We start from the raw sequence: 25,117 nt of genomic DNA on the forward strand, positions 1-25,117 counted from the left end.
CGACCGGAGGAGGCGGGTGGGCGCCGGTCGACGCCCTGCAAAGCGTTGCATGAAAGTTACCGCAACGACTTGCACCTGTGCCACCTCCCGCTCTACCGTCGTGCCCATCAGGGTCCGGCGCCGGTGCCAACGCCGGAGCGGGCCGCCCATCACGACACGCTTGGAGTGACCACTGATGCGACGGAGCATCCTTCTTGCCGCCGCGCTGACCACGACGCTGGCGCTGACCGCCTGCTCGTCCGGCGGCTCGGGCGACGAGACCACCGACGAGCCGAGCGCCGAGGGTTCGTCCGCCGGTGGCTCGCTGACCGTCTGGGTCGACGAGACCCGTCAGGACGCCGTGACCGCGGCGGCCGAGTCGTTCGAGACCGAGACGGGCACGACGGTCGACGTCGTGCTCAAGAACTTCGAGGACATCCGGGCGGACTTCCTCGCCCAGGTCCCGACGGGCGAGGGCCCCGACATCACCGTCGGCGCCCACGACTGGCTGGGCGAGCTCACCACGAACGGCGTCGTGGCGCCGCTCGAGCTGGGCGACAAGGCGGCCGAGTTCGAGGACGTCTCCATCGAGGCGTTCACGCAGGACGGCCAGGTCTACGGCCTGCCCTACGCGATCGAGAACATCGCCCTCATCCGCAACACCGCGCTCGCGCCGACCGCCCCCGCCACGTGGGACGAGGCCGTGGCCGCGGGCCAGGCCGCCGGGACGCAGTTCCCGATCCTGGTCCAGTCGGACGGCGACAAGGGTGACCCGTACACCCACTACCCGTTCCAGACGTCGTTCGGCGCCCCCGTCTTCGCGCAGAACGAGGACGGCAGCTACTCGTCCGAGCTCGCGATGGGCGGCCCCGAGGGCCAGGCGTTCGCGCAGTGGCTCGGCGCCCAGGGTGCGGCCGGCGTGCTCAGCCAGGACACGACCTACGACATCGCCGTCGAGGCGTTCAAGAACGGCCAGTCGCCGTTCATCGTCGGCGGTCCGTGGATGATCGACTCGTTCGAGGGCCTCGACCTGTCGATCGACCCGATCCCCACCGCGGGCGGCCAGCCCGCGCAGCCGTTCGTCGGCGTCCAGGGCTTCTACCTGAGCGCGGAGAGCGACAACGCGATCGTCGCGAACGACTTCCTCGTGAACTTCCTGTCCACCGAGGACGCTCAGCTCGCGCTGTACGAGGCGGGCAACCGTCCGCCGGCGCTGACCGCCGCCGCCGACACCGCCGCCGCGGACGACCCGATCGTCGCGGGCTTCCGCGCCGTGGGTGCCGAGGCCGTGCCGATGCCGTCGATCCCCGAGATGGCTTCCGTGTGGAGCTTCTGGGGCGTCACCGAGGCGGCGATCGTCGCCGGTGCCGACCCGGTCTCGAGCTGGGACAAGATGATCGCCGACATCCAGGGCGCGATCGACTCCTGATCCGGGTGCAGCCCGCCGTCGCGGTGCGCAGGAGCCCTGCGCACCGCGACGGCGCGTCCCGACCTCCGGCCCGGAACGGGCCGCGACGCAGCACGACGACACTCCAGAAGACGCAGCACCCCGCGCGTCCGACGACCTCGGAGGCACCACGATGTCCGCCCCTCAGACCACGGCCGGCGACGAGCGCGTCGGCACCTCCGGAGCCGACGGCCCGCCGCCGCGCGGCGAGCGCCGCCTGCGGCCGCGCGACGCCTCGCACGCGCGCGACTACGGGCCCGGGTTCTTCTTCAAGCTCGCCCTCATGGCGGTCGTGGACGCGCTCGGCGTGTACGTGGTCTGGTCGGCGTGGACGGCGGGCTCGTACGGCATCCTCGCCGCGACGCTCGCGATGCTCCTCGCGGCCAACTGGGTGTACTTCTCGAAGCGGTCCCTGCCGCTCAAGTACATCCTGCCCGGCCTGATCTTCCTGCTCGTCTACCAGATCTTCGTCGTCGGGTACACGGGCTACGTGGCGTTCACCAACTACGGCACGGGCCACAACTCGACGAAGGAGCAGGCGGTCTCCGCGCTGCTCATCCAGAACGAGCGCCGGGTCGAGGGCTCGGCGTCGTCCGCGCTGACCGTCGTCGAGGACGGCGACGCGCTCGGGTTCGCGGTCGTCACCGACGACGGCGAGGTCGAGGCCGGCACGGCCGAGCGGCCGCTGTCGGTCGTCGACGGCGCGACCGTCGAGGACGGCCGCGCGACCGAGGTCCCCGGGTACACGGTCCTGCCGCGCGACCAGGTGCTGCAGCGCCAGGCCGAGGTGACCGAGCTGCGCGTCCCGGTCTCGGACGACCCCGAGGACGGCTCGATCCGCACCACCGACGCCCGCACCGGCTACGTGTACACGTCCGCCCTCGAGTGGGACGCGGCGGCGGACACGATGACCGACACCACGACGGGCACGGTCTACACGCCGAACGACGAGGGCCAGTTCCAGGCGCCCGACGGCTCGACCCTCGCGGTCGGGTGGCGCGTCCCGGTCGGGTTCGACAACTTCGTCACCGCGTTCTCGGACGCCCGCTACGCGCAGCCGTTCGTCAAGATCCTGGTGTGGACGTTCGTGTTCGCGATCGGCTCGGTCGCCACGACGTTCCTGCTCGGCCTGTTCCTCGCGATCGTCTTCAACGACACCCGGATGCGCGGTCGCAAGGTCTACCGGACGCTCATGATCCTGCCGTACGCGATCCCGGGCTTCCTCGCGGCGCTGCTGTGGTCCGGGCTGCTCAACACGCGGTTCGGGTTCATCAACGAGGTGATCCTGGGCGGCGCGCACATCCCGTGGCTCACCGACCCCTGGCTGGCCAAGCTGTCCGTGCTGGGCGTGAACCTGTGGCTGGGCTTCCCCTACATGTTCCTCATCTGCACGGGCGCGCTGCAGTCCCTGCCGTCCGACGTCATGGAGGCCGCGAAGATCGACGGCGCGGGCCGCTGGACCACGTGGCGCGCGATTACGCTGCCGCTGCTGCTCATCTCGACCGCGCCGCTGCTCATCTCGTCGTTCGCCTTCAACTTCAACAACTTCACCCTGATCTACATGCTCACCGGGGGCGGGCCACGCTTCGCCGACGCGTCCGTGCCGCTCGGCCACACGGACATCCTCATCTCGATGGTGTACTCGATCTCCGGCGTCGACGGCTCGGCGCAGAAGGACTTCGGGCTCGCGAGCGCCCTGTCGATCGTCATCTTCGTCATCGTGGGGACGATCTCGGCCATCGCCTTCCGCAGCACGCGCAAGTTCGAGGAGATCAGCTGACATGGCGACCACCCAGGCACCCCCCGTCGTCGGCGGCACCGCCGTCCCGGCGTCCCGGAACCGCATGCGCCCGGGGCGCTGGTTCTCCGAGCTGGGCTGGCGGCACGTCGTCGGCGTGATCGCCGTCGTCTACGCCGCGTTCCCGCTCGTGTACGTCCTGTCGGCGTCGCTGTCGGAGAACGGGACGCTCACCGGCTCCAACTCGCTGTTCTCCGACGTGAGCACCGCGAACTACGCCCAGCTCGGCACCACGATGTTCTGGACGTGGATGGGCAACACGCTCGTCATCGCGGTCGCGACGTCGGTCGGCACCGTGCTCATGGGCGCGGCGGCGGCGTACGCGTTCTCCCGGTTCCGCTTCAGCGGCCGGCGCGCCGGCCTCACGTCCCTGCTGATCATCCAGATGTTCCCGCAGATGCTCGCGTTCGTCGCGATCTTCCTGCTGCTCATCGGGCTGGGGAACGTCGTGCCGGTCCTCGGGCTCAACAGCAAGATCGCGCTCGTCGCGGTGTACCTCGGCGGGGCCCTGGGCGTGAACACGTTCCTCATGTACGGGTTCTTCAACACCGTGCCGCGCGAGCTCGACGAGGCCGCGAAGATCGACGGCGCGACCCACACGCAGATCTACTGGACGATCATCCTGCGCCTCGTCGCGCCGATCCTCGCCGTGGTAGCGCTGCTGTCGTTCATCAGCACGTTCGGCGAGTTCATCATCGCGCGCATCGTCCTGTCGTCCGAGAGCAACTGGACCCTCGCCGTCGGGCTGTACGGGTGGGTGTCGTCGCTCAAGGAGGCCAACTGGGGCCTCTTCACGGCCGGTGCCGTCATCTCGGCGCTGCCCGTGCTCGCCCTGTTCCTCTACCTGCAGAAGTACATCGTGGGCGGCCTCACGGCCGGCTCCGTGAAGGGCTGACCGCGTGCACGACGTCGCCACCCCCGTCCCGCACCACGACGGCTCGGCGCTGTACGTCCCCGAGGGCGTCCCCGCCCTCGGGGACACGGTCCCCGTCCGCGTGCGCGTGCCCCGGTCGGCCGGCGTGCGCGACGTGTGGCTGCGCACCGTGCGCGACGGCGAGCCGCGCCTCGCCCCGGCGCGCCTCGACCGCTCGGACGAGCACGAGGACTGGTACGTCGCCGAGGTCCTCGTGCACAACCCGGTGACCGGCTACCGGTTCTTCCTCGACGAGGGCGAGCGCGGCTACCGCTGGCTCAACGGCCGGGGGGTGTGGGACCGCGACGTGCCCGACGCCGCGGACTTCCGCCTCACCGTCCACGAGGGCGCGCCCGCGTGGATGCGCGACGGCGTCGTGTACCAGGTCTTCCCCGACCGGTTCGCGCGCTCGGCCGGGGCCGACGGGCGTCCGCTGCCGGAGTGGGCCGTCCCCGCGGCCTGGGACGACGAGCCGCACGGCGCGGGGCCCGACGTCGGCACGCAGTACTACGGGGGCGACCTCGCCGGGGTCGAGGAGCGGCTCGACCACCTCGTGGCGCTCGGCGTCACGACGCTCTACACGACGCCCGTCTTCCCGGGACGCTCCAACCACCGCTACGACGCGAGCACGTTCGACCACGTCGACCCGCTGCTCGGCGGCGACGCGGCGTACGCGTCGCTGATCCGCGCCGCGCACGCGCGCGGGCTGCGCGTCATGGGCGACCTCACGACGAACCACACGGGCGCCGGGCACGAGTGGTTCGCGCGGGCGCTCGCCGACCCCGGCGCGCCGGAGCGCGACTTCTACTACTGGACCGACGGCGAGCCCGGGTACGTGGGCTGGCTCGAGCACGCGTCGCTGCCGAAGTTGTCCTACGGGTCGGCCGAGCTCGGGGCGCGCATGATCGACGGGCCCGGGTCCGTCGTCGGGCGCTACCTGCGCGAGCCGTTCGGTCTCGACGGGTGGCGCATCGACGTCGCCAACATGACGGGGCGCTTCGGCGCCGAGGACCGCACGCTCGACGTCGCGCGGCGCCTGCGCACGACGATGCGGGGCGTGAACCCGGAGGCCGCCCTCGTCGCCGAGCACTTCCACGACGCGTCCGGTGACCTCGCGGGCGACGGCTGGCACGCGAACATGAACTACTCGGCCTTCACGCGCCCGGCGTGGACCTGGCTGTCTCCCGCGCACTCGCCCGTGCCCTACCTCGGGCTGCCCGTGCGCACGCCGCGGCGGGCCGGGCCGGCGGTCGTCGAGACGATGCGCGAGTTCGACGCCGTGCTGCCGTGGCGCGTGACCGCGTCGCAGTGGAACATGCTCGGCTCGCACGACACCCCGCGGCTGCGCTCGATCGTCGGCTCGCGCGAGATGGTCGAGGTCGCGGCGACGCTCCTGCTCACCTACCCGGGCACGCCCGTCGTCTTCGCGGGCGACGAGGTCGGGCTCACGGGCCTCAACGGCGAGCACGCGCGCGCGACCATGCCGTGGGACGACGCGGACTCGGGCCAGGGGCGCTGGGACGGCGCGACGTTCGACCTGTACCGGGCGCTCATCGCGGTGCGCCGCGGCTCGGACGCGCTGCGCCGCGGCGGCCTGCGCTGGGTGCACGTCGCCGACGACGCGCTCGTCTACCTCCGGGAGACGCCTGAGGAGCGTGTCCTCGTCGCGCTCGCGCGCGCGCCGTGGGGCGGCGTCACGCTGCACCCCGCGCTCGTGGGACGTGGGGAGCTCGAGCGGGTGCACGGCGCGCTAACCCTGACGACGTACGACGGCGGCGCCCGGCTCGCGGGCGACGGCCCGGCCGTCGGGGTGTGGCGGCTGCCCTAGACATCACACCTAGCCGAACAGGTGCGCGACCGCGCGCACCGCGTCGTCGTACTGCGCGCGGTCGAACGTGAACGGCCCGAGCGCGGAGTAGTCCCACTCGGGACGGAACGGCTGCGTGAGGTCGCGCCACGTGACGGTCTTCGCGTCGGCGTCGACCGCCACCTCGAACGGCCAGCACCCCGCCTCGTGGCAGTCGCACGCGAGCACCCACGCCCGCCCGCCCGCGGGCACGCGACCCCGCCCGTACCACTGGTGCGCGGCGTCGCCGTAGCGGAAGAACGCGGGAACCAGCCCGCCGTACGCGCCCGCGGGGGAGTACCCGCGCGCCGACTCGAACCGTCCGACGACGTCCACGAGCGACCGGCCGTCCACGTACGGGACGACCTCGACCAGGCCGTCGACGGTGACGGCCCGCAGCTCGAGCGCACGCGCTGCACCCATACGCCGGAGGGTACGCCCGCGGCGGCCCGCCCGCCGTCCGCCGGGTGTCGACCGGCGTCGTTACGCTGGGGCCCGTGCAGACGTTCGAGCAGCAGGCGTTCGACCCCGCGGTCGTGGGGACCGGCCCGCGCCCGGCGCGCGGCGAGGAGGGCACGGCGTCGTACTCCGACGCCGACACCGAGCGGTGGTTCGTCGAGTCCGCGAAGTCCCGGGCCCGCACGCCGTTCGAGCGCGACCGCGCACGCATCGTGCACTCGTCGGCGCTGCGCCGCCTCGGCGCCAAGACGCAGGTGCTCGGGCCGGGCAGCGACGACTTCGTCCGCACCCGGCTCACGCACACGCTCGAGGTCGCGCAGGTGGGCCGCGAGATCGGCAAGGCGCTCGGCTGCGACCCCGACATCGTCGACACTGCGTGCCTCGCGCACGATCTCGGGCACCCGCCGTTCGGGCACAACGGCGAGCGGGCGCTCGCGGACCTCGCGGTCGACGTCGGCGGGTTCGAGGGCAACGCGCAGACGCTGCGCCTCCTCACGCGGCTCGAGCCCAAGGTCGTGGAGGACGGCCGCTCGTACGGGCTCAACCTCACGCGCGCGAGCCTCGATGCGAGCGTCAAGTACCCGTGGGGCGCGGGCGAGGCGCCGCTGCGCGCGGACGGCCGGCCCACCCACAAGTTCGGCGTCTACGAGGACGACCGCCCGGTGTTCGACTGGCTGCGCGCCGGGGCACCCGCGCAGGTGAAGTGCCTCGAGGCGCAGGTCATGGACCTGGCGGACGACGTGTCGTACTCCGTGCACGACGTCGAGGACGCCGTCGTCGGCGGGCGCATCGAGCTCGCCGTGCTCGACGACCCCGACGAGCGCGCGCGCGTCGTGCGCGCCGTCCACTCCTGGTACGGCACCGCGTACGACGAGGCGGCGCTCGACGCCGCGATCACCCGGCTCCAGGGCACCGGGCACCTGGTCACCGGCTTCGACGGGTCGCGCCGCGCGCTCGCCGCGCTCAAGGACGCCACGAGCCAGCTCATCGGCCGGTTCACCGGTGCGGCCCAGGACGCGACGCGCGCGCTGTTCGGGGACGGCCCGCTCACGCGCTACGCGGCGCGGCTCGTCGTGCCGGACGAGACGGTCGCCGAGATCCTCGTGCTCAAGGGCGTCGCGGTCGCGTACGTCATGGCGCCGCGCGAGCAGGAGCCGCTCTACCAGCGCCAGCGCGAGGTGATCGCCGACCTGGTGCACGTCCTGGGCGACCGCGCGCCCGTCGCGCTCGAGCCGTCGTTCGCGGCGGACTGGGAGGCGGCGCCCGACGACGCGGCCCGCCTGCGCGTGGTGATCGACCAGGTCGCGTCGCTCACCGACGTCTCCGCGATGCAGCTGCACGCGCGCCTCGTGCGCCCGCCCGCCTGACCGGCGGGCGCACGGGCCGGGTCAGCCGCGCTCGGCGACCCACGCGTCGCTCGCGCGCTGCACGTCCTCGGCCGTCACCGACTCCGCGACGGTCGCGAAGTACCAGCGGTGCCCGAACGGGTCGCGCACCGCCGCCTGGCGGAACCCCTCGAACCAGTCCGACGGCTCCGCGAGGCTCGACGCGCCGGCCGCGAGCGCCCGCGCGTACGCGGCGTCGGTGTCCTCGACCGGGACGGTGAACGACGCGTGCGTCGGGGCGCCGGGCTCCGGCGCGACCGAGTCCGGCGGGAACGCCTCCGCGACCGTGAACGTGCTGGTCCCCGCCGGGGAGACGAGCCGCAGGTCGGAGTGGATGACGGCGTCGCCCGCCGTGATCGTGTCGACCACCTCGGCGCCGAGCGCGGCCTCGTAGAACGCGATCGCCTCGCGCGCGCCGCTCACCGTGACGTTGGGGTGCAGTGCCGACATCTCCATGGTGTCCTCCTCCTCGTGGTTCCCCGCCCACCCGGGGCGGGCCGTCCCCCCATGCTCGTGTCGGCGGGCCGTGCCAGTCTTGGAGGAATGCGACAGGTGTTCGAACCCGCCGGTGCCGGCGCCCCCGCGGGGCCCCGGCGCCCGACGACGTCCGTCCGCGGTCTCGTCGACCCCGCGGCCGCGCGCCGCGGCTTCGAGCTCGTGCGCGTCGAGCCCGCCCCCGACCTCGCGGACCTGGTGGAGCGGCACTGGGTCGTGCGGTGGGACCTGCCGCCCGGCACGGAGTTCACCCAGGTCCTCGTGCCCCACCCGGTGGCGAACGTCGTGGCCGAGAAGTCGGGGTACGTCGCGCACGGGATCCCGCCCGGGCTGTTCGAGCGCACCCTGACCGGGTCGGGCGCCGTCGTCGGCACCAAGCTCCGGCCGGGCGCCTTCCGGGTGCTGCTCGGCCACCCGGACGCCGTGCGTCCGGGCGTGCAGGTCCCGGCCGCGGCGCTGCTCGGCCCGACGGCGGAGCGCACCGGCGCCGCGGCGCTCGCCCTCGCGGTCGCGGGCCGCGACGAGGAGGCCGCGCGGACGGTCGAGCCCCTGCTGCGCGCGCGAGCCGAGTGGGTCCGCACCGCACGCGCGACGCGCGACCTCGACCGGGTCGCGCGGGCGTTCGCGGCGCTCGTCGGCGGCGAGCTCGGGCCGGGGGCGGGCGTGGGGGACCTCGCGGACGTCGTCGGCACGTCCGCGCGCTCGCTGCAGCGGCTGTTCGCCGCGTCCGTCGGCGTGAGCCCGAAGTGGGTGCTCCAGCGGCACCGCGTGCACCTCGCCGCGGACCTCCTGGCGGCGGACCCGGGCCAGGACCTCGCGGCGCTCGCGACCGCCGTCGGCTACTACGACCAGGCCCACCTCGGGGCGGACTTCGCACGCGCGACGGGCGTCACCCCGGGTGCGTACGCGCGCCGCTGCGCGGCGTCGCGCGCGGCCCTCGTGGGGGCGGCGGCGGGGACCGGAGCCGGGGTGACGGACGCCGCCGCCGGGGCACCCGCCGGGCCGGCCCGGGGCGCATAGACTCGCCTCGTGGCAGGCCTGATTCGACGCGAGGACGTGGAAGCCGTCCGCGACCGCGCGCGGATCGACGAGATCGTCTCCGCGCACGTCACGCTCAAGACCGCAGGCGTCGGCTCGCTCAAGGGCCTGTGCCCGTTCCACGACGAGCGCTCGCCGTCGTTCCACGTGCGCCCCGGCGTCGGGCGCTGGCACTGCTTCGGCTGCGGCGAGGGCGGCGACGTCATCTCGTTCGTGCAGAAGATCGACGGCCTGACGTTCGTCGAGGCCGTCGAGTACCTCGCGGACCGCATCGGCATCCAGCTCCGCTACGAGGACTCCGGCGGCCCGCAGCGCCCCCGCGAGGAGCCCGGCCGCCGCCAGCGGCTGCTCGAGGCGCACCGTGTCGCCGCCCAGTACTTCTCCGAGCAGCTCTTCGCCCCGGGCGCCCAGGCCGCGCGCGCGTTCCTCGCCGAGCGCAGCTTCGAGCGGGCCGACGCCGAGCACTTCGGCGTCGGGTACGCGCCGACCGGCTGGGACAACCTCCAGCGCCACCTTCAGGGCCGCGGCTTCACGCAGGCGGAGCTCGTCGCCTCCGGCCTCATGAGCCAGGGGCAGCGCGGCATCTACGACCGGTTCCGCGGCCGGCTCATGTGGCCGATCCGCGACGTGACCGGCGAGATCATCGGGTTCGGCGCGCGCCGCCTCTACGACGAGGACCAGGGCCCCAAGTACCTCAACACGCCCGAGACCACGCTCTACAAGAAGTCGCACGTGCTCTACGGCATCGACCTCGCCAAGCGCGAGATCGCGAAGCAGAAGCGCGTCGTCGTCGTCGAGGGGTACACGGACGTCATGGCCGCGCACCTGTCCGGCGTGACGACCGCCGTCGCGACGTGCGGCACCGCGTTCGGCTCGGACCACGCGCGCATCGTGCGGCGCCTCCTCGGCGACACGACCGCGGGCGGCGGCATGCAGCTCGCGTCGGGCGCGTCCGTCGGGGGAGAGGTCGTCTTCACGTTCGACGGCGACGCCGCGGGCCAGAAGGCCGCCGTGCGGGCGTTCGGCGAGGACCAGCGCTTCTACGCCCAGACGTTCGTGGCCGTCGAGCCGAGCGGCATGGACCCCTGCGAGCTGCGCATGGCGCGCGGGCCGGACGCGGTGCGTGCGCTCGTCGACGGCCGCCAGCCGCTCTTCGAGTTCGTCATCCGCACGACGCTCGCGTCGTTCGACCTCGACACGGCCGAGGGGCGCGTCGGCGCCCTGCGCGCGGCCGCTCCCGTCGTCGCCGGCATCCGCGACACCGCGCTGCGGCCCGAGTACGCGCGCATGCTCGCCGGCTGGATCGGCACCGACGCGGAGCGCGTCCGGCGCGAGGTCGCCGCGGCCGCCAAGCGCGGCAGCGCACCCGGGCCCGTGCGGACCTCCCGGCCCGACGACGCCCGCCCCGGTGCCGAGGCTCGGCCGCCCGAGCCCGAGGTCCCCGCGCTGCCCCTGCCCGACCCGCGCGACCCCGTCGCGCGCCGGGAGCGACTCGCGCTCGCCGCCGTCCTCCAGTACCCCCAGCACGTGCCGCCGATGTTCGACGACCTCGGCGAGGACGCGTTCGCCGTCCCCGCGTGGCGCGCCGTCCACGCCGCGATCCGCGCCGCGGGCGGCGTGCGCGAGGGCAGGTCGCTCGGCGCCGGGCACTGGGTCGAGGCCGTCGTCGAGCAGGCAGCCGAGCCCGTGCGCGGCCTCGTGACCGAGCTCGCCGTCGCGCCCCTGCCCGAGGACCGGGAGAACGTCGTCGGCGGCTACGTCGCGGGCGTCGTGCGCGGCCTCGTCGATCTGGGCCTCACCCGCCGCGTCGCCGACGCGAAGAGCCGGCTGCAGCGGCTCGACCCGTCGGTCGACCTCGCCGCGTACCAGGAGGCGTTCGCCGCGCTCCTCTCCGTCGAGGCCGAGCGCCGCACGCTGCGCGAGGGCGAGATCGCCTGACGCTGGCGGCCTCGGTCGGTCCGGGGCGTCCAGCGCCGACGGAGGTGTGTCCGCAGACGACCGGCCCGCGCGAGCGGCGCGGACGCGTCGACGGGTGCTCGGAGAGGTCGGACGCTCCCGCGCCGGACGGAGGTTCGTCCCGGAGACGCAAAAGGCTCGGCCCCGGATCGCTGTACGATCCGGGGCCGAACCTGAGGGCTCCCGCGGTAGGACTTGAACCTACGACCGTCCGATTAACAGTCGGATGCTCTGCCAGCTGAGCTACGCGGGATCGACCATGGCCGTCGGGGTTTGCACCGCAGCGACCGGGGAAAACTCTAGCAGGCTCAGAGGGGTAGTCCGGACGCCGACCGGACCCGACCCTCGGCCGCGTCGACCCGGGCCTCGACCTCCGGGTCCGTCAGGTCCAGCCCGGGGTCAGCGACGACCTGCGAGAAGAGCTCGCCGTCCGCGTCTCGCCGCACGGCGACGCGCGCGGTGAGGCCTGCGGCGAACGTCACGGTCTCGGAGAGCACGACCGACGACTGCACGCGCTCGCGCAGCGTCTGCGCGAGCGACGTGCGGCGCGGGTCGGCGAGGCGCAGGGCCAGGGGAGGGGCGCCGTCGACCCACGAGACGGTGATCGTCGCGCTCTCCGGGTCGTACCCCGCCCGGTCGACGTCCGACCAGAGGTGCCGGACGACGGTCGTCCCGCCGGCGTCGCTCGTGAGGAGCCCGGCCCGCGTCGCGACGGCCCACGACCCGTCGGCGAGCTCCGCCGACGCGAGGACACGATCGGTGGCCGGGAGGTCGAGCGCACGGCGGACAGGGTCGGGCAGCGCGGGACGGCGGAACCAGGACACGTCCCCACCGTAGCGGCTCTCCGACCGCCTGCCGCACGGGCGGTATGCTCGCCCGCGCGCCCCGTTAGCTCAGCTGGTCAGAGCAGGAGACTCATAATCTCTCGGTCGCGGGTTCAAGTCCTGCACGGGGCACCCTTCCGCGTCGCGCGTGCGGCGCGAGCGTCCGCGCGGTGTCATGGCCTCATGACGGTGCGGACCAAGCGCGTGTACGAGCCGGCCGAGGAGCAGGACGGGTTCCGTGTGCTCGTCGACCGCCTGTGGCCGCGCGGCGTGAGCAAGGAGGCGGCGCACGTCGATCTGTGGCTCCGGGACGTGGCGCCGTCGACGGACCTGCGGCGCTGGTTCCACCACGAGGAGCGGTTGTTCGACGAGTTCGCCGAGCGGTACCGCGCCGAGCTCGACGCCCACGGCGACGCGGTCGCGGAGCTGCGGGACGTCGTCGGGCAGCACCCCGTGGTGACGCTGGTGTACGGGGCGAGGGACGAGCAGCACAACCAGGCCGTGGTGCTGCGCGACTACCTCGCGGCGAGCGCCTCGTCCTGAGCGCCCCGGGACGCGGGAACGTGGTCCGGGCGGTCGAGGTCGCGGCGCAGGTCACGGTCGAGGGCGTGGCGCAGCCGGGGCCCGAGCGGGCGTTCGACGGCGCGGTGGATCACCCAGGCGAGGGCGAGGCACACCGCGACCGCCACCGCGAGGGTCGCGGCGCGCGAGAGGTACGGGTGCACGGACTCGATGACCCATCGTCCCCAGGACGAGTGCACGAGGTAGAGCGGGTACGTGAGGGCGCCGAGCGCGGTGAGCCAGCCCCAGGAGACGCGGGCGAGCGGGGTGAGCGTCGCCACGGCGACGAGCGCGAAGCACACGACGATCGCGACCCACCACGCGGTGGGGGAGACGACGACGTCGGTGCTGTTCTCGATGCGGCCGGACTGGATCCGCCCGGAGAGCGCCGCCCCGAGGAGCACGTTCAGCGCGAGCGCGAGCCAGAGGACGGGGGAGCGGCGCTCGCGGGTCAGCAGGTAGAGCACCATGCCGCCCGCGAAGAGCGGGGCGTCGGGGGCGACGAGCACCGTCGCGGCCAGCTCGGAGCCGGTCTGGGTCGCGATCGCGCCGGCGACGGGCCACAGCACGACGAACGCGAGGACCCGCGCCCGCGTGAGGCCGACGGCGACGAGCACGCCGACGAGGACGTAGAACCGCAGCTCGGACCAGAGCGTCCAGTAGACGGCCTCGAGGTCGGGGATCCCGAACGCGCGCTGGACCATGGTGAGGTTGGCCGCCGCCTGCGGCAGGTCGACGTCGCGCCGGCCGGGGACGACGAGCACCAGCAGGACCACCGTGAGCAGCACCGAGGCCCAGTACGCGGGGAAGAGCCGCCCGGCGCGCGACGCGACGAAGCCGCGCACGTCGCGGCCCCACGCCGTCATGAGGATGACGAAGCCGCTGACGACGAAGAAGAGCTGGACCCCGAAGGACCCGTAGGCGGTGACGGCCTGGGCGTCGGGGAGCGAGGTGCTCGTGCGCGCGCCCCACGCGTGGTGGTTGACGGCGACGAAGTGGTAGACGAGCACCGCAGCTGCTGCCGCGAACCGGAGTCCGTCGAGCACGGCGAGGCGGGGGTTCTGCGTGGGCATCCGCGGCACGTTACCGAATCGTGATCAACGCCGCCTGGCAACGCCGTCCGGCGTGCGCGGAGTGCGCAGTTCTGGCACCGTGTGCGGGCCGGAGAACCCGGCGGCGCGGTGGGGGCGGCGTCCCGACGACCGAGGAGGTCCTGTGGCACCGAGCATGAGCTCGACCGGCAAGGCGGCAGCACGCGGCGCACGCGGCAGCAAGACCCTGGAGCTCCTGGCCCGCGGAGGCTACGCGGTGAGCGGTCTGCTCCACCTCGTCGTCGGCGTCCTCGCCGTGCAGGTGGCGACGGGCTCGGCCTCGAGCGAGCAGGCCGACCAGACCGGTGCGCTCACCGCGATCGCGCAGACGCCGGGCGGCACCGCGCTGCTGTGGTTCGCCGTCGTGGCGTTCGCGGCGCTCGCCCTGTGGCAGGTCACCGTCGCGCTGAGCGGCGCGGCCGAGACGTCCGACCGGCTCAAGGCCGCGGGCAAGGCCGTCCTCTACCTGGCGCTCGGGGTGATCGCCCTCCAGGTCGTGACCGGGTCCGCCGGCGGCTCCGGCCAGGAGGAGAGCATGACCGCGACCCTCATGGAGAAGCCCGGCGGCGTGCTGCTCGTCGGCGCGGTCGGTGTGGGCATCGTCGCCGGTGGCGTCTACCACGTCGTCAAGGGGTGGCGGAAGAAGTTCCTCGAGGACCTCCAGGGCGGGACCAGCGGGCACCTGGGCCGCGCCGTGGTGACGCTCGGGCGCGTCGGGTACATCGCCAAGGGCATCGCGCTCGGCGTGCTGGGCGTGCTGTTCGTCGTGGCCGCGGTCCAGCACGACCCGCAGCAGGCGGGCGGCCTCGACAGCGCGTTCGCCACGCTCGCGGCGCAGCCGTTCGGGGTCGCGCTCCTCGTCGCCGTCGGTCTGGGCTTCGCGGCCTACGGGCTCTACTCGTTCGCGCGGGCGCGGTACGCGCGGATGTGACGCGCGCCCCGGTGCGGGGCTGGGGACGACGGCCGGACGTCGTCGTGCGCATGGAAGAATGGTGACCATGGCGATGAGAGAGATCCGGACCATCCCGGACCCCGTGCTCCGCACCCCCTGCGACGAGATCACCACCATCGACGACCGGGTGCGCTCTCTCGTCGCCGACCTCGTCGAGACGGTCGACCACGAGGGGCGCGCGGGGCTCGCCGCCAACCAGATCGGCGTCAACCTCCGGGCGTTCTCGTGGAACATCGACGACGAGATCGGGTACGTGCTCAACCCGCGCATCGTCGAGCTGTCCGACGACTACCAGGACGGCGACGAGGGCTGCCTCTCCGTCCCCGACCTCTGGTACCCGACGCGCCGCGCCTGGTACGCGCGCGTGGTCGGCACCGACCTCGACGGCAACGAGGTCGTGGTCGAGGGGACCGAGCTCATGGCCCGGTGCCTCCAGCACGAGTGCGACCACCTCGACGGCATGCTCTACCTGGACCGGCTCGACCGCTCCGTGCGCAAGAAGGCGATGCGCGAGCTGCGCGAGCACCTCTGACACGGGTGTGCCCGGTCGGTCCCGGGCACGCCCGCCCGATCTCTCGCGCGCACGCGCGATGTCGTGCAAGATGAGCACGAGACACGCCGCGACATCGGTGCGAGCGCTGTGGACCCGCCCTGGGTGAGGACGTTGGGGAAGACGAAACCTCGACCTAGGGAGGCAGACATGGCCGGTGCCATCACCCGCGGTGTTCTTTACGTGCACTCAGCACCGCGTGCTCTGTGCCCGCACATGGAGTGGGCCGCGGGCAACGTCCTCGGCGTGCGCGTGTCGCTCGACTGGACCGAGCAGCCCGCTGCGCGCGGCCTCTACCGGGCCGAGTACTCGTGGCAGGGGCCGCAGGGGACGGGCGCCAGGCTGGCTTCCGCGCTGCGCGGATGGTCCCACCTGCGGTACGAGGTGACCGAGGAGCCCAGCCACGGCGTCGACGGCGGTCGCTGGTCCCACACGCCCGACCTCGGCATCTTCTACGCCCAGACGGACGTGCACGGGAACATCGTCGTGCCCGAGGACCGGATCCGGGCCGCGCTCGAGCAGGTGAGCGAGCCCTGGGCCATGCGCGACGCCCTCCACCTCGCGCTCGGCAAGGCCTGGGACGACGAGCTCGAGCCGTTCCGCTACGCCGGTGCGGGCGCGCCGGTGCGCTGGCTGCACCGCGTCGGCTGACGCTCGCGCGCGCCTGTCGGCAGCGACTGCCCACGAACGCCCGTCCGCAGGGACGGCGAAGGGCGCCTCCCCGAGATCGGGGAGGCGCCCTTCGCGTCGTCGTGGCGTGCGGTCAGACGCTGGCCACGGCGAGGGCGACGTTGTGGCCCCCGAAGCCGAACGAGTTGTTGATCGCGACGACGTCGCCGCTCGGCAGCGGCGCGGGCGTGTCGCGCACGAGCGGCACCTGGAGCTCCGGGTCGGGGTTCGCCACGTTGATCGTCGGGGGAGCGAGGCGCTCCGCGACGGCCTTGATCGTGAAGATCGACTCGAGCGCGCCGGCACCACCGAGGAGGTGTCCGGTCATCGACTTGGTGGCCGAGAGCAGCACGTGGTCGGCGTCGTCGCCCAGGAGCGAGCGGATGGAGCGGGTCTCGGTGAGGTCGCCCACCTTGGTCGAGGTCGCGTGCGCGTTGACGTGCACGACGTCCCGTCCGGTGACACCGGCCTCCTCGAGCGCACGGCGCATCGCCGCGACCTGGCCCCGCCCCTCCGGGTCGGGAGAGGTGATGTGGTAGGCGTCGGAGGACAGCCCGACGCCGGCGAGGCGCGCGTAGACGCGGGCGCCGCGGGCCGCGGCGTGCTCGGCGCTCTCGAGGACGACGACGCCCGAGCCCTCGCCGATGACGAAGCCGTCACGGTCGACGTCGTACGGGCGCGACGCGCCCTGGGGGTCGTCGTTGCGCAGCGAGAGCGTGCGCGAGGCGGCGAAGGCCGCCATCGGCATGGGGTGGATCGTGGCCTCGGTGCCGCCCGCGACGACGACGTCCGCGCGGCCCGCGCGGATCATGTCGACGCCGTAGCCGATCGCCTCGGCGCCGGACGCGCACGCGGAGACGAGAGCGTGGGCGCCCGCCCGGGCACCGAGCTCGAGCGAGACGTACGCGGTGGGGGAGTTCGGCATGAGCATGGGCACGGTCATGGGCAGCATGCGGCGCGCGCCGCGCTCCCGCAGCGTGTCCCAGCCGTCGAGCGTGGTCCAGATGCCGCCGATGCCGGACGACACGACCGTGCCGAGCCGGTCGCCGTCGACCTCGGGGCTGCCCGCGTCCGCCCACGCCTCGCGCGCGGCGATGATCGCGTACTGCGTGGAGGGGTCCATGCGCTTGATCTCGGGGCGCGCGAGGACCTCGGCCGGGTCGACCTTGATCGTCGCGGCGAACGTCACCGGGATCTCGTAGCGCTCCGCCCAGTCGTTCTCGAGCGTGCGCGCGCCGGACTCGCCGGCCAGTGCCGCGGCCCAGGTGGAGGGCACGTCGCCGCCGAGCGGCGTGGTGGCGCCGAGGCCGGTGACGACGACTTCAGTAGCGGCAGACATGGTGCTCCTCGGGGGTTGCGGCGGGGGCGGGAGGACGGGCGGGCCGGCGTGGGTGACGCCGACCCGCCCGCAGGCCTGCGAGGCAGGCGGGGCGTGCTCAGGCCTGGGCGCCCGTGATGAAGGACACGGCGTCGCCGACCGTCGTGAGGTTCTTGACCTCGTCGTCCGGGATGCGGACCCCGAACTTGTCCTCGGCGTGGGTGACGATCGTCATCATCGACAGCGAGTCGATGTCGAGGTCGTCGGTGAAGGACTTCTCGAGCGCGACGGCGTCGGTCGGCAGACCCGTCTCCTCGGCGACGATCTCCGCGAGGCCGGCGAGGACTTCCTGCTCGGTGTAGGCCATGGTTTCTCCTTGTCGTGGGGCCGGCGGCGACCGGTCCCGGTGGCGGTGCCCGGTGGGTGTGCCGGGCGGTACTTCGTCAGACGGTGCGCGCGACGGACGGGTCCGCCGACGGCGTGGGTCCTCCCCGCGGGGAGGGCGGCCGTCCGTCCAGGGTGATTCTCCCCTACGGCAGCACGACCACCTGCGCCGCGTAGACGAGCCCGGCGCCGAACCCGATCTGGAGGGCGAGGTCGCCGGAGCGGACCTGCCCCTCGTCGAGCAGGCGCCGGGTCGCGAGGGGGATCGAGGCGGCCGACGTGTTGCCGGTCTCCGCGATGTCCCGGGCGACCGCGACGGACGCGGGGAGCTCGAGCTGCTTGATCATCTGGTCGATGATCCGCATGTTCGCCTGGTGCGGCACGAACGCGCCGATGTCGGCCGGGGCGACCCCGGCCTCGGCCATCGCCTTGGCGGCGACGGGGGCCATCTGGAACGCGGCCCACTTGAACACGCTCTGACCGTCCTGGCGCAGCGTGGGCCACCCGAGCGAGGGGTCCTCGCGCAGGTCCGACCACGCGTGCGTCTGGCGGATCGCCTGCGCCTTGCCGCCGTCGGAGCCCCACACCGTCGGGCCGATGCCCGGGGTGTCGGACGGCCCGACGATCGCGGCGCCGGCGCCGTCGCCCAGGAGGAACGAGATCGAGCGGTCGGTCGGGTCGATGAAGTCGCTCATCTTCTCCGCGCCGACCACGAGCACGTGCGTCGCGATGCCGGCACGCACGAGGGCGTCGGCCTGCGCGATGGCGTAGGCGTAGCCCGCGCACGCGGCGGAGACGTCGAACGCGGCGGCGGGCGTCGCGCCGAGGCGCTCCGCGAGCACCGCCGCGGCGGCGGGGGTCTGGTGGAAGTACGTGACCGTGGAGACGATCACCGCATCGACGTCGGCGCCCTGGAGGCCCGCCCGGGCGAGCGCGTCGCGCGCCGCGGCCTCGGACAGGTCGAGGACGTCGACGTCGGCGCCCGCACGACGCCGCGTGACGATCCCGGTGCGCTGCCGGATCCACTCGTCGGAGGAGTCGATCGGGCCGGCGATGTCGTCGTTCGTCACGACGTTCTCGCCGCGCACCCCGCCGATCGCGAGGATGCGCGAGTGCGCCGGCCCGGTGGCCTGGCGCAGGGTCGCGCCGCTCACGCGTCGACGCCCGTGGCCGCGCCGGCCGCCACCGAGTGTCGGGCGACGAGGTCGCGAGCGGCCTCGACGTCGTCGGGCGACTTCACGGCCACGGCCTCGACGCCCTTGAGCGAGCGGCGGGCGAGACCCGTGAGGACGCCTCCGGGCGCGAGCTCGAGCAGCGCGGTGACGCCGAGTTCCGCGAGGGTCTCCTGGCACAGGTCCCAGCGCACGGGCGCCGCGATCTGCGCGGTGAGGCGGCGGACGACGTCGCGCGCCTTGCCGTACGTGCTGCCCTCGATGTCGATGGTCCCGTAGGACTCGCCGTCGGCGTTGGACAGGAGCGGCAGGCGCGGGTCGGCGACGTCCCACGACGCGGCGACCGGCTCGAACTCCTCGAGCGCCGGCTGCATGAAGGGCGTGTGGAAGGCGCCCGCGACCTGGAGCGGGATGACGCGCGCCTTCGCGGGCGGGTTCTCCGCGAGGGCGGCGAGGTGGTCGAGGGCGCCGGCGGCGACGACCTGCCCGCCGCCGTTGACGTTCGCGGGCCACAGGTGGGCCGCCTCGATCGCGGCGAGGACCTCCTCCGGGTCGCCCCCGACGACGGCGCTCATGCCGGTGGGCGTCGCGGCGGCGGCGGCCGCGGCCATGGCGCGCGCGCGGTGCGCGACGAGCCCGACGGCGCCGGTGTCCGTCAGCGCCCCCGCGACGGCCGCGGCGGCGAGCTCGCCGACCGAGTGCCCGGCGGTCACGTCGACGACGTCGGCGGTGTCGCGCCCGTCGAGGATCACGCGGAGCGCGACGAGCGACGACGCGACGATGAGCGGCTGCGCGACGGCCGTGTCACGGATCGTGTCGGCGTCCGACTCCGTCCCGTGCGCGCGCAGGTCGAGGCCCGCGGCCTCGCCGAACGCGGAGACCTGGTCGGCGACGCCGGTCAGCTCGAGCCAGGGGGCGAGCATTCCGGGGGACTGGGAGCCCTGTCCAGGGCACAAGACGGCGAGCACCCGTCAACTGTGCCAACGCGAGGGCCGTGCGCCACGTCACGACGCGCACCAACCTTGCGGAGGGTGGTTGTGCCGAACCTACAAGGCGTCGCGGGCGGGGAGCTCGCGGGGCGTGGGGGGCGCCCGGCTCCTCAGCGGACCGTCGAGAGCTGCCCGAGCGCGAGCGCGACCTGCAGCACGAACGACTCGCGGGCGTCCAGCGGGTCCCAGCCGGTGATCTCCGAGACCTTGCGCAGGCGGTAGCGCACGGTGTTGGGGTGCACGTACAGGGACCGGGCCGCCGCCTCGAGCGACCGGCCCGTGCCGAGGTAGGCGGACAGCGTCTCGAGCACCGAGCCCGTCGCCTCGGCGAGCGGGCGGTACGCCTGGGCGACGAGCGTGCGTCGCGCCGTGGTGTCACCGGTGAGGACGCGCTCCGGGAGCAGGTCGTCGGCGAGCACCGGGCGCGGGGCCTGCGGCCAGGCGGGCGCGGCCCGCAGCCCCGCGAGCGCGGCCTGCGCCGAGCGCGCGGCCTCCTCCAGCCCGGGGACCGTCGGCCCGATGACGACCGGGCCGGGGCCGAAGCGGGGCAGGAGCGACGCCGCGGCGGCCTGGAGGTCGCCCTCGCCGCCGAGCACGAGGACGAGCCGGTCGCCGTGGATGCCCACGAGCGCGTCGCCCGCCGCGCGGCGCGTCGCCCGGCGCAGCTCCGCCGTCCGGACCTCGTCGAGCGTCGCGGCGATCGTGCCCGCCATGACGAGCGTCGAGCCGTGGCCGCCCCAGCCGAGCGCCGAGACGCGCGACCGCAGCGAGTCGTCGCCGTCGCCGCGGATGAGCGCGTCCACGACGAGGGCCTCCAGGCGCGCGTCCCACGCGCCGCGGACCTCCGCGGCGCGGGCGTAGACCTCGGCCGCGGAGAACGCCACCTCCCGGGAGTAGCGCAGCACGGCCTCGCGCAGGTCGCGCTCGCCGCCCGGCGCCGCGAGCTGGTCCGAGTACGCCTCGACGACCTCGACGACGATGCGGACGAGCTGGAGCGTGTTCTGGAGCGAGATCGAGCGCGTGAGCTCGGGCGGGGCCGCGGCGAAGATGTCGCTCACGCCGTGCGGCGGGGCCTGCGGGTCCGCGTACCACGTGACGAACGCCGTGATGCCGGACTGCGCGACGAGACCCACGTAGGAGCGGTCCTCGGCCGGGAGCTCGCGGTACCAGCGGATCTCGTCGTCGAGCCGGCGCAGCGCGGCGGACATGAGCAGGCCGCTGCCGTCGCGCAGGCGCTGGAGGTTGTCCGCGTTGCCGGCCGGGCTCGTCGGGGTCGGCGCGGTCGCCGGGGTCCTGGGGGTGGCCGTCACGCGCCGAGCATACGGCCGGGGTTGTGGACAGTCCACAAAGCGTGCGCCGTGGCGGCCGCCGGGTCGCCGGGGGACCGGGTCGCTGGGTGAGCACCCGGACGACCCGCTAGGGTCGGGGAATGGCACTCATGCCCCGACTTCGACAGCTCATGCGTCGGCCGACGTCCGCGTCGACCGTCGGCACGCGCCGCCCACGGTCCGGGGAGAAGCGTGGCGACACGGTCCACGAGGACGCGCTGCGGGCGATGCTCGTCGACGACCCCAACGACGAGCGGGCCTTCCGCGCGCTCGCGGAGCTGGTCCGCCGTCGCGCCGCGGAGGGACCGACCACGGACGACCCGCTCGCCGCCCCGGCGGACGAGACGGAGAAGCAGCGCGCCGCCGACCTCGCGGTCTGGGCGCTCGCCGAAGAGCTCGCCGGGCACCCCCGTGGGTGGTACCCGCTCGTGGAGCTCGGCCGCCTCTCCCTCGACGACGACCCGGAGGCGGCCCTGCGCCGCTTCGCGACGGCCGCGGAGCGCGACCCCTCGGGGCACGCGCTCGCGCAGTCCATGGAGGTGCTGCGCACGGCGGGCCTGCCGGTCGAGGCGCTGGGCCTCGGCGTCGGCCACTGGCGCGCCCGCGAGCACGAGGCCGAGGTCGGGCGCCAGCTCGTCCTCGCGGCCATCGAGGCCGACCGGCCCCTCGACGCCCGCCATCACCTCGAGTCGCTCGTCGAGTACGGCGACCCCCGGGGCGTCGCGCCGCTGCGCGCGGACCTCGAGCGCGCCGTCGCCCAGGCCGAGCAGCACCGCGCCGGGACCTGACCTACGGCGTCCGGCACCTTCCGGAGACGACGACGGCCGGTCACCCCGCGGGGTGACCGGCCGTCGTCGTCTCAGGCGGTGGCCGTCAGGCCTCGCCGCCCGCGTTGCCGGACGTGCCGGCGGTGACGTCCATCAGGCGGTACTTCTCGATCGCCCGGGCCGACGCGTCCGCGGGGACCTTGCCCTGCTTGGCGAGCGCCTGGAGCGTGCGCACGACGACGGACGGGCCGTCGATCTTGAAGTGCCGGCGGGCCGCCGCGCGCGTGTCCGAGAACCCGAAGCCGTCGGCGCCGAGCACCTCGTAGTCGCCCGGGACCCACTTGCGGATCTGGTCGGGGACCAGGTGGTCGTAGTCGCTCGTCGCGACGAACGGCCCCTCGGCACCGGAGAGCTTCTCCGTGACGAACGGGACGCGCGCGGGCGCGGCCGGGTCGAGGAACGCGGCCTGGTCGGCGGCGAGCGCGTCGCGTCGCAGCTCGTTCCAGCTCGTCACGCTCCACACGTCCGCCGCGACGCCCCAGTCCTCCCGCAGGAGCTGCTGCGCCTCGAGCGCCCACGGCACGCCGACGCCCGACGCGAGGATCTGGGCGCGCGGCCCGTCGCCCTCGCCCACGGAGATGCGGTGGATGCCCTTGAGGATGCCCTCGACGTCCACGTCCTCCGGCTCGGCCGGCTGGACCATCGGCTCGTTGTACACCGTGAGGTAGTACATGACGTTCTGGTCGCGGCCGTCCGCGCCCACGCCGTGCTCGCCGGGGCCGAACATGCGCTCGATGCCGTCGCGCACGATGTGCCGGATCTCGTAGCCGAACGCCGGGTCGTACTGGACGATCGCGGTGTTCGTGCCTGCGAGGAGCGGCGAGTGGCCGTCGGCGTGCTGCAGGCCCTCGCCCGTGAGGGTGGTGCGGCCCGCGGTCGCGCCGATGATGAAGCCGCGCGTGAGCTGGTCGCCCGCCGCCCAGAACTGGTCGCCGGTGCGCTGGAAGCCGAACATCGAGTAGAAGATGTAGAACGGCACCATGATCTCGCCCTGCGTGGCGTAGGACGTGCCGACCGACTGGAAGGCGGCCGCGGAGCCCGCCTCGTTGATGCCCGTGTGCATGATCTGCCCGGCCTCGGACTCCTTGTAGCTCAGCATGAGCTCACGGTCCACGGCGAGGTAGTGCTGGCCCTGGGTGTTGAAGATCTTCGCCGACGGGAAGATCGAGTCCAGGCCGAACGTGCGGGCCTCGTCGGGGATGATCGGCACGACGCGCTTGCCGAACTCCTTGTCCTTGATGAGGTCCTTGAGCAGGCGGACGAACGCCATCGTCGTGGCGATCTCCTGCTGGCCCGAGCCCTTCTTGAGGATCTCGTAGGACTTGTCGCCGGGCAGGGTGATCGGCTTCGGCGACGAGCGGCGCTCGGGCACGAACCCGCCCAGCTGCTGGCGACGGTTCAGCAGGTACTGGATCTCCGGCGCGTCGGGGCCCGGGTGGAAGTACGGGGGCTCGTACGGGTTGGCGTCGAGCTCCTCGTCCGTGATCGGGATCCGCAGGGAGTCGCGCAGCGCCTTGAGGTCGGCCAGGCCGACCTTCTTCATCTGGTGCGTCGCGTTGCGGCCCGCGAACGACGGCCCGAGCGCGTAGCCCTTGACCGTGTGCGCGAGGATCACGGTCGGCTGGCCCGTGTGGGCGCGCGCCGCCGCGTAGGCCGCGTAGATCTTGCGGTAGTCGTGGCCGCCGCGCTTGAGGTTCCAGATGTCGTCGTCGGTCATGTTCTCGACGAGCGCCTTCGTGCGCGGGTCGCGGCCGAAGAAGTGCTCGCGGATGAACGCGCCGGACTCCGCACGGTACGTCTGGTAGTCGCCGTCGGGCGTGACGTTCATGAGGTTGACCAGGGCGCGGTCCTTGTCCGCGTTGAGCAGGACGTCCCACTCGCGGCCCCAGATGACCTTGATGACGTTCCAGCCCGCGCCGCGGAACTGCGCCTCGAGCTCCTGGATGATCTTGCCGTTGCCGCGCACCGGGCCGTCGAGGCGCTGCAGGTTGCAGTTCACGACGAAGGTCAGGTTGTCGAGCTGCTGCTGCGCCGCGAGCTGGAGCATGCCGCGCGACTCGGGCTCGTCCATCTCGCCGTCGCCGAGGAACGCCCACACGTCCTGCTGCTCCGTGTCACGGATGCCGCGGTTGTGCAGGTACTTGTCCGTCCACGCCTGGTAGATCGCGCTCGCCGGGCCGAGACCCATGGAGACGGTCGGGTACTCCCAGAAGTCGGGCATGAGCCGCGGGTGCGGGTACGACGGCAGGCCGCCGCCCGGGTGGGACTTCTCCTGGCGGAACCCGTCGAGCTGGTCCGCGGAGAGGCGGCCCTCGAGGAACGCGCGCGCGTACACGCCGGGGGAGGCGTGGCCCTGGAAGTAGACCTGGTCGCCGCCGCCGGGGTGGTCCTTGCCGCGGAAGAAGTGGTTCAGGCCCACCTCGTACAGCGTCGCCACCGACGCGTAGGAGGAGATGTGGCCGCCGACGCCGATGCCGGGCCGCTGCGCCCGCGTCACCATGACGGCGGCGTTCCAGCGGATCCACGAGCGGTAGCGGCGCTCCAGCGCCTCGTCGCCGGGGAAGTAGGGCTCCTCGTGCACACCGATGGTGTTCACGTAGGGGGTGGTCAGGGAGGTCGGGACGGCGACGTTGCGCTCCCGGGCCCTCTTGAGCAGGTTCAGCAGGACGTAGCGGGCGCGCGGGCCCCCGCGGTCGTCGATCAGGCCGTCGAGGGCCTCGACCCACTCGCCGGTCTCGGCGGGGTCGAAGTCCGGAACCTGGCTGAGCAGACCGTTGATCAGCGGTCCGGTCTCGTCGTACGAAGCCACCAGCAACCTCATATCTCGTCGGATGCCGGGCGCTCGGCCGCGCGGTACACGGCCGACACCCGTCTCGGGCCCACTCCGGGCACGCGGCCGCGGCCGCTGGTGGCGACCGCGCCTCTTCACGAGACCAGGGTGGTCTACCCATTGTGTTCACAACGCGCGCGTAAGTCACACCATCGGGTGGTCAAGAGGGCGTGATTTCGGCGACACGGGCCGGACGGCGTGCGCGCCGCCGTCGTGCGGCCGCCCGGCCGTGCCCGGCCACGGCCGACGACCCGCGCGACGGCCGTCCGTGGGCGGTGCCTTGCCAAGCACCGCACCCTGCGGTGG

At 73.8% G+C, this 25,117-nt stretch carries 22 protein-coding genes and 2 tRNA genes; 13 read left to right on the forward strand and 11 right to left on the reverse strand.

Annotated elements, in window-relative coordinates; all coding sequences use genetic code 11:
* Nucleotides 1–175: 175 nt before the first annotated feature.
* The 4 genes from ACPCUX_RS03450 to ACPCUX_RS03465 all read left to right on the forward strand — a co-directional run bounded on the left by ACPCUX_RS03450 (nucleotide 176) and on the right by ACPCUX_RS03465 (nucleotide 5,965).
* Complete coding sequence (locus ACPCUX_RS03450; RefSeq protein WP_021482604.1) at nucleotides 176–1,408, forward strand: sugar ABC transporter substrate-binding protein; 1,233 nt, start codon at nucleotides 176–178, stop codon at nucleotides 1,406–1,408.
* Nucleotides 1,409–1,559: 151 nt separating this feature from the next.
* On the forward strand, nucleotides 1,560–3,206 hold the full coding sequence (locus ACPCUX_RS03455; RefSeq protein WP_423388166.1) for an ABC transporter permease subunit: 1,647 nt from the start codon (nucleotides 1,560–1,562) through the stop codon (nucleotides 3,204–3,206).
* Between the two features lies 1 nt (nucleotide 3,207).
* Nucleotides 3,208–4,119: a sugar ABC transporter permease gene (locus tag ACPCUX_RS03460; RefSeq protein ID WP_043651727.1), complete on the forward strand. Its 912-nt coding sequence runs from the start codon at nucleotides 3,208–3,210 to the stop codon at nucleotides 4,117–4,119.
* A 4-nt stretch (nucleotides 4,120–4,123) separates the two neighbouring features.
* Nucleotides 4,124–5,965: a glycoside hydrolase family 13 protein gene (locus tag ACPCUX_RS03465; protein ID WP_423388167.1), complete on the forward strand. Its 1,842-nt coding sequence runs from the start codon at nucleotides 4,124–4,126 to the stop codon at nucleotides 5,963–5,965.
* A gap of 9 nt (nucleotides 5,966–5,974) precedes the next feature.
* On the opposite strand, the gene ACPCUX_RS03470 is transcribed toward ACPCUX_RS03465, so the two are convergent.
* A complete protein-coding gene (locus tag ACPCUX_RS03470; RefSeq protein ID WP_363371086.1) occupies nucleotides 5,975–6,406 on the reverse strand; it encodes a hypothetical protein in 432 nt (143 codons plus the stop codon).
* Nucleotides 6,407–6,519: 113 nt separating this feature from the next.
* Between ACPCUX_RS03470 and ACPCUX_RS03475 the strand changes: the two genes are divergently transcribed.
* On the forward strand, nucleotides 6,520–7,809 hold the full coding sequence (locus ACPCUX_RS03475) for a deoxyguanosinetriphosphate triphosphohydrolase (protein ID WP_051027575.1): 1,290 nt from the start codon (nucleotides 6,520–6,522) through the stop codon (nucleotides 7,807–7,809).
* 21 nt (nucleotides 7,810–7,830) lie between these two features.
* On the opposite strand, the gene ACPCUX_RS03480 is transcribed toward ACPCUX_RS03475, so the two are convergent.
* Nucleotides 7,831–8,283: a VOC family protein gene (locus ACPCUX_RS03480; RefSeq protein WP_061268625.1), complete on the reverse strand. Its 453-nt coding sequence runs from the start codon at nucleotides 8,281–8,283 to the stop codon at nucleotides 7,831–7,833.
* A gap of 96 nt (nucleotides 8,284–8,379) precedes the next feature.
* On the opposite strand from ACPCUX_RS03480, the gene ACPCUX_RS03485 reads away from it, so the two are divergent.
* A complete protein-coding gene (locus ACPCUX_RS03485; RefSeq protein ID WP_423388168.1) occupies nucleotides 8,380–9,342 on the forward strand; it encodes a helix-turn-helix domain-containing protein in 963 nt (320 codons plus the stop codon).
* Nucleotides 9,343–9,351: 9 nt separating this feature from the next.
* On the forward strand, nucleotides 9,352–11,298 hold the full coding sequence (dnaG, locus tag ACPCUX_RS03490; protein WP_354805387.1) for a DNA primase: 1,947 nt from the start codon (nucleotides 9,352–9,354) through the stop codon (nucleotides 11,296–11,298).
* A 198-nt stretch (nucleotides 11,299–11,496) separates the two neighbouring features.
* Here dnaG and ACPCUX_RS03495 read toward each other — a convergent pair.
* Nucleotides 11,497–11,569, reverse strand: a tRNA-Asn gene (locus ACPCUX_RS03495).
* Between the two features lie 55 nt (nucleotides 11,570–11,624).
* A complete protein-coding gene (locus ACPCUX_RS03500; protein ID WP_137281090.1) occupies nucleotides 11,625–12,140 on the reverse strand; it encodes a hypothetical protein in 516 nt (171 codons plus the stop codon).
* A 58-nt stretch (nucleotides 12,141–12,198) separates the two neighbouring features.
* Here ACPCUX_RS03500 and ACPCUX_RS03505 point away from each other — a divergent pair.
* Nucleotides 12,199–12,272: transfer RNA gene (locus ACPCUX_RS03505), tRNA-Ile, on the forward strand.
* Nucleotides 12,273–12,323: 51 nt separating this feature from the next.
* The gene (locus ACPCUX_RS03510; RefSeq protein ID WP_198163054.1) at nucleotides 12,324–12,683 is read left to right on the forward strand and encodes a DUF488 domain-containing protein; all 360 of its coding nucleotides are present in this window, start codon (nucleotides 12,324–12,326) and stop codon (nucleotides 12,681–12,683) included.
* Here ACPCUX_RS03510 and ACPCUX_RS03515 read toward each other — a convergent pair.
* The gene (locus ACPCUX_RS03515) at nucleotides 12,656–13,774 is read right to left on the reverse strand and encodes an acyltransferase family protein (protein ID WP_423388169.1); all 1,119 of its coding nucleotides are present in this window, start codon (nucleotides 13,772–13,774) and stop codon (nucleotides 12,656–12,658) included. The genes ACPCUX_RS03510 and ACPCUX_RS03515 overlap by 28 nt on opposite strands.
* 142 nt (nucleotides 13,775–13,916) lie before the next feature.
* Between ACPCUX_RS03515 and ACPCUX_RS03520 the strand changes: the two genes are divergently transcribed.
* The 3 genes from ACPCUX_RS03520 (at nucleotide 13,917) to ACPCUX_RS03530 (ending at nucleotide 15,945) form a co-directional block, all read left to right on the forward strand.
* Nucleotides 13,917–14,723: a DUF1206 domain-containing protein gene (locus ACPCUX_RS03520; RefSeq protein WP_249355963.1), complete on the forward strand. Its 807-nt coding sequence runs from the start codon at nucleotides 13,917–13,919 to the stop codon at nucleotides 14,721–14,723.
* Between the two features lie 67 nt (nucleotides 14,724–14,790).
* Nucleotides 14,791–15,276, forward strand: coding sequence for a peptide deformylase (def, locus tag ACPCUX_RS03525; RefSeq protein ID WP_021481144.1), 486 nt, complete (start codon nucleotides 14,791–14,793; stop codon nucleotides 15,274–15,276).
* Nucleotides 15,277–15,444: 168 nt separating this feature from the next.
* Entirely contained in the window at nucleotides 15,445–15,945 is a 501-nt protein-coding gene (locus ACPCUX_RS03530; protein ID WP_021481145.1) for a DUF3145 domain-containing protein, read from the forward strand.
* Between the two features lie 112 nt (nucleotides 15,946–16,057).
* Here the strand turns inward: ACPCUX_RS03530 and ACPCUX_RS03535 are convergent, their stop codons facing one another.
* The 5 genes from ACPCUX_RS03535 to ACPCUX_RS03555 form a co-directional block, all read right to left on the reverse strand.
* Nucleotides 16,058–17,302 carry a beta-ketoacyl-[acyl-carrier-protein] synthase family protein gene (locus ACPCUX_RS03535; RefSeq protein WP_034651767.1) on the reverse strand — a complete coding sequence of 415 codons (1,245 nt, stop codon included), beginning with the start codon at nucleotides 17,300–17,302 and terminating at the stop codon, nucleotides 16,058–16,060.
* Nucleotides 17,303–17,399: 97 nt separating this feature from the next.
* Nucleotides 17,400–17,648 carry an acyl carrier protein gene (locus tag ACPCUX_RS03540; RefSeq protein WP_021482065.1) on the reverse strand — a complete coding sequence of 83 codons (249 nt, stop codon included), beginning with the start codon at nucleotides 17,646–17,648 and terminating at the stop codon, nucleotides 17,400–17,402.
* A 163-nt stretch (nucleotides 17,649–17,811) separates the two neighbouring features.
* A complete protein-coding gene (locus tag ACPCUX_RS03545) occupies nucleotides 17,812–18,819 on the reverse strand; it encodes a beta-ketoacyl-ACP synthase III (protein WP_034651764.1) in 1,008 nt (335 codons plus the stop codon).
* Entirely contained in the window at nucleotides 18,816–19,805 is a 990-nt protein-coding gene (locus tag ACPCUX_RS03550; protein ID WP_423388170.1) for an ACP S-malonyltransferase, read from the reverse strand. The genes ACPCUX_RS03545 and ACPCUX_RS03550 overlap by 4 nt, the downstream gene beginning before the upstream one ends.
* A 131-nt stretch (nucleotides 19,806–19,936) precedes the next feature.
* Complete coding sequence (locus ACPCUX_RS03555) at nucleotides 19,937–21,136, reverse strand: PucR family transcriptional regulator (RefSeq protein WP_034651758.1); 1,200 nt, start codon at nucleotides 21,134–21,136, stop codon at nucleotides 19,937–19,939.
* Between the two features lie 119 nt (nucleotides 21,137–21,255).
* Here ACPCUX_RS03555 and ACPCUX_RS03560 point away from each other — a divergent pair, with 119 nt between their 5' ends.
* Complete coding sequence (locus ACPCUX_RS03560) at nucleotides 21,256–21,942, forward strand: hypothetical protein (protein ID WP_034651756.1); 687 nt, start codon at nucleotides 21,256–21,258, stop codon at nucleotides 21,940–21,942.
* 85 nt (nucleotides 21,943–22,027) lie between these two features.
* Here ACPCUX_RS03560 and aceE read toward each other — a convergent pair whose 3' ends face one another.
* Complete coding sequence (gene aceE / locus ACPCUX_RS03565; protein WP_034655442.1) at nucleotides 22,028–24,790, reverse strand: pyruvate dehydrogenase (acetyl-transferring), homodimeric type; 2,763 nt, start codon at nucleotides 24,788–24,790, stop codon at nucleotides 22,028–22,030.
* Nucleotides 24,791–25,117 lie beyond the last annotated feature (327 nt).

The sequence above is a fragment of the Cellulosimicrobium sp. AB352 genome (genome assembly GCF_049538415.1).
In the GTDB taxonomy this organism is placed as follows: Bacteria; Actinomycetota; Actinomycetes; order Actinomycetales; family Cellulomonadaceae; genus Cellulosimicrobium; species Cellulosimicrobium funkei.